Below are 10,581 nucleotides of genomic sequence, written 5' to 3'. Positions count from 1 at the left end.
AGCCGATTCAATGCAGACACAGCCGAATGGGAGAATCTAGATTCGAATCTTCCAGCGTCGCAGTGGACACCTGAACGGCGCGCGACAGAGCAGGCCGTACAGCCACTGCTGCGTGACTACGCGGATCAAATCGAGGCGGCGGGGCGGAAAAGCGGGAACCCGGCACTTGAAGATTTTTCAGTCGCAGCGGCCCTCTATTTGAGAGCCTATGTAACCGTAGGAGACAGTTACACGGGTGTCGACAGCTGGTTAAGCTACACGGGATTTAGGTTCTCAAACCTCGTCGAGAGCGCGTGCCGGTATGCGGCGGGTTAGAGGCCAATGACCATTCAGCGTCCCAGCGGCGGATACAAGGAACGTATGACAGGGCCTCCGGCTTGGCCGGAGGCCGACGAGGACGCGCATTCGCAGCGGTCTACCGACCTCACCGCCAAGAAGACTGAGGTTGACCGGACGCTTGAATTGTGGACCAGCGGCCATACCGCCATTTTCGACGGCCACACTTGGCTCGGTCAGGGCTCCGACGCAGGCAAGAATAACGTCAGCCGCGACATGAATCTCATGCGATCGCTTGGCGAAATGCTCGATAATGCGATCGCGTTCCATAACCATGCGTGCGAATCGATCAGAAACGCTAAACATCAAATCACTGACATCTGTGATCGTGCGCAGAAGGCAATTGACGAATGGAACTCGCTCTCATTGTCAAAAAATGAGGAGTCGAAACGCAAACACGCCATTGAGGCGCTTGTAGATCAAGCATTCGACGCGAATAAAGCAATTGTGGCCTCTGCCGGTACTGCAGTCACCGCAGGACAGGTTTACCCGCCCGCCCCCGACAAGGATCTTCCGGCTTTCACGGGTCCGCAGGGTGTAGTTGGTTTGTCCCCAACGGAATCACCTCCGGCGGCTGGCGCGCGCGGGAACGTGCTTCCGCAAGGTACAGAGCATGGAGCGACTCCCGATCCGCCAGCGGAAAATGGCCCAGGTCAACCGCGGGGAGACACTCTGCCGCAGGTCACCGGCCAAGGTTCGAATCCGACGCGCCCGGCGGTTGAGCCTGAATCGTCTCCTCGGGGCAACTCTGCACCGCAGACCGTCCGGAACGCCGGCTATTCAAGCCAATCCCCGACGCCACCAACGAGTTCCCCACCAGCCAGACCAATGAGCCCCAGCGCACCATCCGCCCCCAGGATGGGCGGCGGCGGGGGTGGTGCATCATCCGGCTCCGGTGGCTCACCATCGAGCGGCGCGTCATCTCCTTTAAATACCAACGCAGCGTCCAACGGCCGCAACAACTCTCCCTCGCCCTACGAACAGCCGAAGGCTGAGGCGGCAGCAGATCCGAAGCCCAAGACCACGCAGGGAGCCACCGCGGGCGCTGGCGCCGACACGGGGCAAGCGCCAGCGGATCAGTTCGCGAAGGGCCTTGCCGCGGCGCAGGGCGTCACCCACCCGCAGCCGAGCCTGTCCCCCGCTGCTGCTACTGCCCCACCCATCGCGCCCGTCGCTCAGCCGACGGACCCAGCCACGGCCGCCCCCATCTCACACACGGCCGGTTCGACCGGCGGTGGCGGAGGAGGCGGCATCGGCGGTGGTGCAGGCGGCGGATTCTCCGGCGGTGGTGGCGGCGGAGGCTCGTTCGGCTCGCCAAGCTCCGGCACGCCAATGCCACCGCCCATGCCGCTCGGACCGCCGGCCACTCCACCACCCGCGGGACCCCCGCCACCCGGCAGCGCCACCTCACAGCCTGCCGCTGCGTCCAACACGGGGCCTGGGGTGAACCCGGCCTCGACCAACAGGACGGATATCGCAGCCTCGGGGATGGCGCCGGTGCCGGTATCGTCCGCGCGGATGGAGCGCGACGCCGCCATTTCGGCGTCCACCGCAGACGCCATGCGCCGTCAGAGAGGCAACGGCAACACCAACGCCGCCCTCGTGCAGGCACGTCGCATCGCGGCCGCGCTCAACATGACCGTCCCGCACTACGGCTTCTTCTGGGTCACGGGCCTCACCGCCGACGGCTCCATCGTGGTCGCCAACAGCTACGGGCTGGGCTACATCCCCGACGGCGTCGACCTGCCCCCGCAGGTGACGATGGCCTCCGCCGACGAATCGATCCCCGCGACCGAACGCGCCAAATGGGTCACCTACCCGATCCTCGCGATCCAGGGTTGGGCAAGTACCCACGAACAGAAACTGCGGGCAGTCATCGCCACCGCGGAGCAGTTCGCGAACTTCGACCCCGGTGTCGCGAAAGTCGTTCTCCAGCAAGATGACATCCCCGAGAGTGGGAAGATGGCGGGCCGCAGCCGTCTCGAGGTCATCGCGCCAGGGGCCGCCGCGCGCCTCGCCTCGGTGGGAGACGCCTCGCTGCAGGATCTGCTGCCGGCCGCCCCAACGGACTCCACCGCTCCCGAAGACCAATCGGCACCTCTATGGTTCGAACTCACCAAGCCGCTGATGAGCACCAACTCGGACCGTGGCATCGTCCACCTCGAGGCATTCATCAAATACGCCGACCATGCTCAAGAACAAGCACTTCACAAGGCGCACACGGCACTTGACGCCGCGATGCAGAGAGCCGCGATCGCGGACTGGGTGTACTGGCAGCATCTGAGCGTGATCATGGCCGACGCAATCAGTGCGGATGCCACGGTCTAGCGCCGGGCAGTTCTAGAGGTTCACCGCTGGGTCGGGAGCAGCGTGCCGCGGCGAACTCTGCTGCGGCGCCGGTGCTGTCGCCGGCGCACCCTTCGGTGCTGGCTCGGGCGCTCTTTCCGCATTCGTGGCACCCGGCGCCGCGCCCTGCTGAGCATCCTGCTTGTCCTTGGCGTCGTCGCGACGTTCGTCCGGCCGCTGGGTGTCGTCCTCGGCCGGCTTGTCCGCCTTGCCGCCGGCCGAGTCGCCGGATCCGCCCAGCCCACCAGTCATTTGGCTGATCTGCTGGACGCCCTGCATGATGCCCTGAGGCACGGAGGCAACGGCTCCCATCGCCTGCATGGGTATCTGCATGGCCTGGCCGGCCATCTGCATCGGCATGCTCATCATCTGGCCCATCTGGCCCATCTGGCCCATTTGGCTCATCGCGTCGCCGCCGCCGGCACCCGAGCCACCGCCGGGGCCGCCCGCCGAATCGAACTGATGCTTCTTGATGTCCGCGGCATTCTGCTGGTCCGCACTTTGGTACTGCCCGGCAGCGGAAACGATGGTGGACGCAGTGGCGCTCGCCTGGTCCTTGAGTTGCGGCAATCCGTCCCGGATCCCGCCCTCCATCGCGGGCAGCTTGTCCGCGATGGCCTGGCTCATCGGATCCGTACCCGTGACGGTGAAGGGTGGCGGCGCCTCGGGCAGGCCACCGGCCGCGGTCAGTAACTGATTGCCGTAGCGCTCCAACAGTTCTGGATCCACCGTCAGCGGCGGAATGGCGCCGTCACCCATTCCCATTCACTCCACCCCCGCTCAGAATCGAATGTTTCGAAGGACGTCGTAGACACCCGCGATCCACAGCAGCAGCGGGATGACGGCGGCGATCGCAGCGCCGTCGAGCAGTTCGAGAATTCGCTTGGTCACCGGCGACACTCGCCGGACGCCGTCGGTTGCGCCGACCAGGATCAGGGCGACGACGACAACTACGCAGTAAATGCTCAGCACCAGCCACGCGCTCTGCGGGTTCCACAGACATAGCCTGATCATGACGCCTGTCGGGATCACCACCGCCGCGGCCAGAAGCGCCCAGGCGCACCACCGTTCGGCGTACAGCCGTGAGCGGAATCCGCAGACCGTCGTGACGAGCCCCGCCACGATCAGACTGTGGACGAAGAAGTGCCCCTGCACCACGACCGCGATCGCACCGGCGGCCAACACCACCGCGCCGGCAGTCAGGAAGCCGACCAGCAGCTGCTTGGCCAGGTGGCTGCGTTCCGTCAGTCGCGCCGCCGATTCGGGCACGGACGCGATGATCGCCTGCCACGTCGGCGTCTCCTCGTCGGTCGCCTCACGCGTCGAAACCGGATCCAGCAGTTCGTCGTTCGACACGGACTCGCCGGGCGCCGGGATGGGCGGGAGCGCGATCCGCGCGACGGCCACCGTCAGCTTGGCGGCGTTGGTCACGACGATCATGCCGAAGGCGATGGCGCTCGCCGGTACCCAGTCCTGCCATCCGTAGCCGTACGCGACGGCGGCGGCAGTGACCGCGATCGCGAAGATCGCCAGGAACGACGCCACCTCCGCGCGCTTGCGCGGGCCTCCACGCGTCGCCAGAACCACCAGCAGGAGCACGGCGGCGGCACCGGCGACGTTGGGGGCGCCCAACCCGGACACCCCCTTGGGCAGCGGAACGGCCAGAGCGGCAGCGCCCGCGAGCGGTGCGAGCGCAGCAGTCAGCAGGCTCTCGGAGGTATCGAGGTTCTGGTACCGATTTCTCGCCAACGCGCTGCCGCCGAGCAATCCGACGCCGAGTACGGCGAGGGCCAACGTCCACCACCAGTCGTGTCCGGTCTGCGACCAGCTGAGCACGACGACCCCGGCGACGAGTGCTGCCACGACCGGAATGACCAGTCCCACGAAGCGATTGAGCGCGGTGCGGTCGAACTCCGGCGACTCGTCGAGCACGGCGATCGCATCGATGACGTCCTCGACCAGCGGTCGGTACCTCTCGGTGCGACTCACCGACACCAACGTCAGCAGCGCGCCGTCGACGACGCCTGCCTCATCGAGCGACTCGGCGGCCTTCAGCGGCGGGGCACCTGGACGCGCTAACGCCCACTCCCCCTGCGCCTTGAAGTCGAAGCCCGCCAACACGTCTGCCGGTGTGTCCTCGAGCAACTCCGCCAGCACCATGACGGTCTCGTCGATGTACGTCTCGACCGGAGCGGCGGCCGGCAGGACGAGATCCGTCATGCGGCGACCCGTCAGGATGGTGACGCGCGTCGTCGACGGCCGGCCGGGCGTGGTGCTCGGCGTGATCGGGGCGGCGGCCGTGGTGGTCAACGACGTTCGAGCCGGTCGAAGTCGTCGGACAGCGCCGCAGCCAGTTCGATGATCCGCCTTCGGAAGTCACTGTCCAACAGTTCGAGATGGATCTCCGTTCCCGCGGCGATGTGCTTGTCCCACGGCAGGACGATGACGCGTCCCGCCGGGACGTGGCGTTCGAACTGTGCCACCAGATCTGCGACGTCGATGTTCGGCTTGCCCGGTACGACGTGGTTGATTACCACGCAGGAGCGGCCGAGCAGGTCCTGATACCCGTTCTGCCGCAACCAGTCCATCGTGACGGCCGCCTGGCGGGCACCGTCGATCGAGGCGCTCGCGACGATCACCAGACCCGACACCGTGGACAGCACTCCCCGCGAAGCGGGCTGGAACAAGCCGGCGCCGCAGTCGGCGAGCACCAGGTTGTAGTACCGCGACACGATGCCGACGGCGCCCTTCCAGTCCTCGTCGTTGAACTCGCGGCGAGCACCGCTGTACTCCTCGGAGGACAGCACCTCCAGGTTGGAGCCGTTCATGCTGGTGTAGGCGCGGATGTCGTTGTAGCGCGCCAATTCCTTGTCCGACAACAGGTCTGCGACGGTCGCCGCCGACTGACGGCCCGCCCGATCGGCAAGGTTGCCACCGTCGGGATCGGCGTCGACGGCCAGGATGCGGTCGCCACGGACCTTGCTCAGCGAAGAACCCAGCGCCACGGTGACGGCCGTCTTGCCCACGCCGCCCTTGAGCCCGAAGACCCCGATCTGATACGAGTCGCGGGCATTCCGGCGGATCCGTGCGTGCAGGTCCATCTCGTAGAGTTCGTCGGGCGACAGCCCGAGGTTGATCCGCGTGAGGAGGTAGATGATGTGACGCCAACCGCGTTGCGATGGCATCTTTACCGCTGACCGCACACCGACGTGCGACAGGGCATCGATGGCGCGATGGTTGCCCATCGTCGCCGCCGAGGTGGGCACCGGCTGCGAGGGAGCCTGCGCCGCTGCCCAGGCGGCCCTGTTCTCGGCCTGCGCTTCGGCGTACTGCGACGGCGACGGCACCGGCGCGGACCCCGAACGCGCTTGTGCTGCGGGCGCCGCCGGTCGCTGCTCGTAACGGGCGCCGGCGGGCGAAGCGGACTGCGGCGCGCGCATGAGGCCGTTCTGCATCCGCTGCTGACCCGTCCGGGCCGCCGGCATCTGCGTGGTCACCTCGGTCGCTCGAGGCGGCGGCGCGGTCGTCGGCGCAGGCGCTTGCGCGGCTTGCGTTGGCGGCGCGACGGGCAACGGATCGGACGGCGCGTCCGCGCGCTTCGGGGTGCTCGGCGCGGGTGCAGCGGATGCCACCTGGTCGCGATCGACGGTCGCTGTCTCCTCTTCGGGCTGCGAAGCCTCCGAAGAGTGGAAGAGCCGGTCATAGTCGGCCGACATGGGAACCTCTCAAAATGCCTTAGATCACGTGTGGAACACGTGCTGAGGTGGGCGGCGCGATCAGTGCCCGTCCGCCCACCTCCGTGCTCCGTTGATTACAGAAACGAACTGGTTACGCCGGCTTCGGTCTGGCCCATGTTCTGACCCGCCTCGCCGATGGTGTGGCCGAGATTCTGCAGAGCCGCGTTCAATTCCATCGACGCGGAATCCCACTTGCGCTGCACCTCCTGGTAGGCCTGCGAGCCCGAGCCGCCCCATACGTCGGCCAGCGCGGCGAGCGACGCCTTGCCCTCGTCGAGCAGGCCGTTGGTGGCACCGACGTAGGCCTGGATTTCTCCAGCACCGCCTTCGATTCCTGCGAAGTTGTAAACCAGTGACATGTGAATTCTCCTTGTGGTCGGTCGGTTAGGTCAGGCTGGAGCCCATGGCGGACTGCAGTGCAGAGGCCTGGTCTTCGTCGGTCGAGGTGTACTGGACGCCCGAGGTGTGGATGTTGTTCGAGATGTCGGACAGCTGCATGAGTTGCTGATTTCCAGCCTCGGTGAACCGCTGGATCGCCGACTGAGCGGCGACACCGGCGCCGCCCTGCATGTGACTTGCGAGCGCTCCGGCCGTCGCCTCGACCTGGCCGATGACGGCCTTCAATTCACCGGAGATGCGATCGAAATTGGCTGCCTCTTTGGCGAGGACAGCCGCGTCGGTATTCATCTGAGCCATGTGCTGTTGATCCTTCCGCTTTCTCGTGTCCTCGCCAAGGGAATGACGAGTCTTCCAGCCCCCCTGGGCCGGGAAGTTCTGTGCTGACGACTACCAGTCGTCGTCTTCGTCTTCGTTCAGATCGGTGGGCAGCAGCGAGGGCGTCTTGATCGCCGACCTGCTCCCGCCGCTCTTGCCGTTCTGACCGTGCCCGGCTCCCATCGGGGTGCCGCCGCCACTGCCTACCGGCGCGGGACCGGCTCCTCCGGCTCCGGCAGCGGCTCCGGGCGCCACCGACGCCGGCGCCGTGGACGCCTCGGGTGCGTTGCCGACGAGGCTGGACATCAGCGGCGTGCGCGCCGACGACCCTCCCATACCCGGCAGCGATGCCGCCCGCACCAACCCCGCGCCCGAACCGGCGCCCATACCGCCGGCAAGCGGGTGGTTCGACGTCGGGCTGGCCCCCATCAGGCCGACCTGCGCGCCGTCATGGGATCCGAAACTGCTGCCCATCTGGCTGAAGATCTGCGTCACCTGCTGCAGGGGCTGACTGATCTGCTGCATCGGCTGCATCACCATCTGACCGACCTGTTGGGGCACCTGCGCGACCATCGAGCCGACCTGCGTCATCATCTGAGACGCCATCTGGGTACCCTGCTGCGGCTTGTCCTGCTGCTGGTTCCCCTGCTGCCCCGCGTTCTGCGCCTGTTGCGCGGCACCCTCGGCACGCTGGGCGGCCATGTTGGCCTCGCTGCCGATATTGCCCGCCCTCAGAGCCACGGACTGCATCGTGGCCTGCCCTGTCACGTGGGCGAACGCGGTTTCGCGCAACATCGCGCCGCCCATCATCGCGGCGCCCTGGCCCATGGCCATGGCAGCCGAACTCTCGCCGACGCCGGGCATGACCATCGGCTTCGCGGGCATGATCGGCTCGAACACCGTGTTCATGGTGGTCTCCGCCTGATAGCCCTCCATCGCGCCCGCGGCTTGGTCCCACATCCGAACGAAGTAGTCCACTTCGTTCATCCCGATCGGCATGGTGTTGACCCCGAGGAAGTTGGTGGCCTCGAGCGTCGCGTGGGTGACGTGGTTCATCTCGATCTCCGGCAACGGCGGTGTGGTGACCAACGCCGCCGTGTAGGCACTCGCCTGCGCAATGGACTGCATCGCACGCTTCTGCGCCTGAAGCGCCGTCGTGCGCAACCACGCCACCATCGGGGTCGTCGAGTCGACGGCCTGCTGGCTGGCCGCGCCCTGCCAGGAGCTTTGGAGCGCCACCAAACTGCCCGCGAGTTCCTCGGCTTGAGTCTCCAGCGAGATCGCTAAGGTCTCCCAGCCGGCCGCGGCCTGGAACATCGGCGCTTCGCCTGCCCCGGCCATTAGCCGCGCTGTGTTCACCTCTGGTGGCAATGCTCCGTAAAACATCGCCAACATTGCGGGCACTGCGGACATAGTTTGCTGGACTCAAATCTTCCGTGGTTGGTTGGTGGTTCTCACGAGGTTGGTTAGTCGTGGTTAGTCGATTCCTACAACAAGGTGGTCGCGTTCGAGGCGTCGACGGCGTCGTAGTTACCGGCCGCTTCGACGTACGCCAGACCGGTCCGCGACAGCTCCTGCTGAGCGAGCGCGTTGAGCGCATTGGTCTCGAGGGCCTCGGTGGCGAAGGCAATCGCTGCCTGAACTGACACCTCGTCGATCCCGGCAGGCACCAACGCGCTGGCCTCGGTGGTCGCTGCCATGCCGGTTGCCAGACCGCGAATCCCGTTTGCGGATACCTGGGTACCGACGCCGATGGCGCCTTCGTTGTGCTCCAAGGGTTGCATTTGCGCTTACTCCTGTCCTACTTCGATAACACCGCGTAATGGGTCATTGACCCTGCCGGAGCGGTAGCTTGCTCCCCCATGGAATCGAGCCCCCGATCCCTTTGCTGGCGTACTGCCCGATGCGTTGCTGAACGTCCGTGTGGAATATTACCGGGCGTCCAGGGGTGGTGCGAACACTTCTTCTTCGGGTGGATCGACGTAGGCCGCCTGGACGACCTCCCTGCCGTCCGGCGATACCAGAAGCGCCTGGCCAGGAGGCCGCCGCTTGAGTTTGAATTCGCTGGTCGGGAACTCCATCTTCTCGCCGGAGAGGAAGAGCGTTGGTGATCCGGCACCGAACACGGCGCCGACGAACCTGTCCATCGTGGCTCTGTGCGCCTGGCTCATCTGGCAGGTGACCACGATGTGGAGGCCGATGTCGGCGGCCGCGGGCAGCAAAGGACCCAGCGGCGACATCGGAGGGTTCAAACCGCTCGCGGCGACGATCATGTGCCAGTCGTCGACCAGAAGTACGACGTCGGGTCCCGTCCACCACGACCGGGTTCGAAGCTGCGAAGTGGTCAGGTCCGCCGGTGGCAGCCGATTCTTCAGGATGGCGGCAAGCGCCTTGATCGACTCCTCGAGCGACGTGTGGTTCCGGTTGACGGCGCCAGCCGCAAGTAGATGACTCTGCGGTACGGCGTCCAGCAGGCCCGACCGATAGTCGGCCAGCATGAAGCGCACCTGCTTCGGCGAGTTCCGGGCGCAGATCGCCGAGGCGACGGCATGGGCGATGGTGGTCTTGCCCGACTTCGGCGCCCCGAAGATGATCAGGTGCGGCGACGTGTGCATCGGGCTGTAGGCCACCGACAGGTCCGACTCGCGGACACCGAACGGAACCGTCCACCGGGTGCGGTAGTCCGACTCCGGTCCCGGCGGCGTTGAGTCGAGGTCGCGCAGGTAGATGCGCTCGGGCAGCACGCGCACCAAGGGCGCCTGATCCGTGTGCAGGGAGGCGACGTGCTCGACGGCCGCGGAGATCGCCGGGACGATGTCGAGTGCGCTGTGCACTCCATCCAGCCGGGGCACGCCCATCATCAGGTGGTGCTTCTCCATCGAGATGCCGCGCCCAGGGCGATTGGCCGGGATCTCGCGAGTGATGCGGTCGATCTGCGTCTCGTTGACGTCGCCGAGTCGGAGCTCGACCTTGGTGCCCAGGTAGTCGCGGATGCGCGACTTGAGTTCGGTCCAGCGCGGCGTGGAGATGACCGTGTGCACGCCGTAGGCCAGGCCCTGACCGGCAAGGTCCTGGACGATGGGCTCCAGGTCGGGGAACTCTGCAACGAAGGCGGGCCAGCCGTCGATCACCAGGAAGACGTCGCCGAACGGGTCCGCGGCGGCCGGGCTGTCCGGGTCGTCGCGCATCTGGCGATACGTGGCAATCGAGCCGACGCGATATTGCTTGAACGTCGCCTCACGTTGGCGCAGAACGGCTTTCATCTCGGCGACCACGCGGTTGACGCGATCGGGTTCGGATCGGGTCGCGACACCGCCGACATGCGGGAGATCCTCGAGGTACATGAGCCCGCCGCCGCCCATGTCGACGCAGTAGAACTGGATCTGGCGCGGTGTGTGCGTGGCCGCGGCCGACAACACCAGCGTCTGCAGGAACATCGACTTGCCGG

At 66.4% G+C, this 10,581-nt stretch carries 11 protein-coding genes; 2 read left to right on the top strand and 9 right to left on the bottom strand.

Features of this window, described 5'->3' with window-relative positions:
- The coding region (locus QOI01_RS05750) for an ESX-1 system-associated protein (RefSeq protein ID WP_526379225.1) at positions 1–315 on the top strand (315 nt) is incomplete at its 5' end.
- Between the two features lie 1,196 nt (positions 316–1,511).
- Here the strand turns inward: QOI01_RS05750 and QOI01_RS05745 are convergent.
- Positions 1,512–1,898: a hypothetical protein gene (locus QOI01_RS05745; protein WP_526379224.1), complete on the bottom strand. Its 387-nt coding sequence runs from the start codon at positions 1,896–1,898 to the stop codon at positions 1,512–1,514.
- Between QOI01_RS05745 and QOI01_RS05740 the strand changes: the two genes are divergently transcribed.
- Positions 1,897–2,664: an EspK C-terminal domain-containing protein gene (locus tag QOI01_RS05740; RefSeq protein ID WP_526379223.1), complete on the top strand. Its 768-nt coding sequence runs from the start codon at positions 1,897–1,899 to the stop codon at positions 2,662–2,664. The genes QOI01_RS05745 and QOI01_RS05740 overlap by 2 nt on opposite strands.
- Positions 2,665–2,676: 12 nt before the next feature.
- Here the strand turns inward: QOI01_RS05740 and QOI01_RS05735 are convergent, their stop codons facing one another.
- The 8 genes from QOI01_RS05735 to eccCb form a co-directional block, all read right to left on the bottom strand.
- On the bottom strand, positions 2,677–3,441 hold the full coding sequence (locus QOI01_RS05735; protein WP_526379222.1) for a hypothetical protein: 765 nt from the start codon (positions 3,439–3,441) through the stop codon (positions 2,677–2,679).
- Positions 3,442–3,462: 21 nt separating this feature from the next.
- Positions 3,463–4,992 (bottom strand): type VII secretion integral membrane protein EccD, encoded by a 1,530-nt coding sequence (gene eccD / locus QOI01_RS05730; protein WP_526379221.1) that lies wholly within the window; start codon positions 4,990–4,992, stop codon positions 3,463–3,465.
- On the bottom strand, positions 4,989–6,398 hold the full coding sequence (locus tag QOI01_RS05725; protein WP_526379220.1) for a MinD/ParA family ATP-binding protein: 1,410 nt from the start codon (positions 6,396–6,398) through the stop codon (positions 4,989–4,991). The genes eccD and QOI01_RS05725 overlap by 4 nt, the downstream gene beginning before the upstream one ends.
- Positions 6,399–6,493: 95 nt before the next feature.
- Complete coding sequence (locus tag QOI01_RS05720) at positions 6,494–6,778, bottom strand: WXG100 family type VII secretion target (protein ID WP_526379219.1); 285 nt, start codon at positions 6,776–6,778, stop codon at positions 6,494–6,496.
- 25 nt (positions 6,779–6,803) lie between these two features.
- Positions 6,804–7,115: a WXG100 family type VII secretion target gene (locus tag QOI01_RS05715; RefSeq protein WP_526379218.1), complete on the bottom strand. Its 312-nt coding sequence runs from the start codon at positions 7,113–7,115 to the stop codon at positions 6,804–6,806.
- 90 nt (positions 7,116–7,205) lie between these two features.
- Positions 7,206–8,546 (bottom strand): PPE family protein, encoded by a 1,341-nt coding sequence (locus QOI01_RS05710; RefSeq protein ID WP_526379217.1) that lies wholly within the window; start codon positions 8,544–8,546, stop codon positions 7,206–7,208.
- 74 nt (positions 8,547–8,620) lie between these two features.
- Positions 8,621–8,917, bottom strand: coding sequence for a PE domain-containing protein (locus QOI01_RS05705; RefSeq protein ID WP_526379216.1), 297 nt, complete (start codon positions 8,915–8,917; stop codon positions 8,621–8,623).
- Between the two features lie 147 nt (positions 8,918–9,064).
- A partial coding sequence (eccCb, locus tag QOI01_RS05700) for a type VII secretion protein EccCb (RefSeq protein ID WP_526379215.1) occupies positions 9,065–10,581 on the bottom strand: 1,517 nt, incomplete at its 5' end.

Origin of the sequence: Mycobacterium sp., assembly GCF_032162605.1 — a bacterium.
Taxonomy (GTDB): Bacteria; Actinomycetota; Actinomycetes; order Mycobacteriales; family Mycobacteriaceae; genus Mycobacterium.
Note: the sequence above shows the minus strand (reverse complement) of the source record. Positions and strands in the feature narration are given on the sequence as shown.

What these genes read in the sequence shown, in the direction of transcription:
- QOI01_RS05740 (WP_526379223.1), top strand. Translation starts at nt 1,897, where the DNA reads ATGCGCCGTCAGAGAGGCAACGGCAACACCAACGCCGCCCTCGTGCAG.
- QOI01_RS05745 (WP_526379224.1), bottom strand. Translation starts at nt 1,898, where the DNA reads ATGGCGTCTGCGGTGGACGCCGAAATGGCGGCGTCGCGCTCCATCCGC.
- QOI01_RS05735 (WP_526379222.1), bottom strand. Translation starts at nt 3,441, where the DNA reads ATGGGTGACGGCGCCATTCCGCCGCTGACGGTGGATCCAGAACTGTTG.
- QOI01_RS05725 (WP_526379220.1), bottom strand. Translation starts at nt 6,398, where the DNA reads ATGTCGGCCGACTATGACCGGCTCTTCCACTCTTCGGAGGCTTCGCAG.
- QOI01_RS05720 (WP_526379219.1), bottom strand. Translation starts at nt 6,778, where the DNA reads ATGTCACTGGTTTACAACTTCGCAGGAATCGAAGGCGGTGCTGGAGAA.
- QOI01_RS05715 (WP_526379218.1), bottom strand. Translation starts at nt 7,115, where the DNA reads ATGGCTCAGATGAATACCGACGCGGCTGTCCTCGCCAAAGAGGCAGCC.
- QOI01_RS05710 (WP_526379217.1), bottom strand. Translation starts at nt 8,546, where the DNA reads ATGTCCGCAGTGCCCGCAATGTTGGCGATGTTTTACGGAGCATTGCCA.
- QOI01_RS05705 (WP_526379216.1), bottom strand. Translation starts at nt 8,917, where the DNA reads ATGCAACCCTTGGAGCACAACGAAGGCGCCATCGGCGTCGGTACCCAG.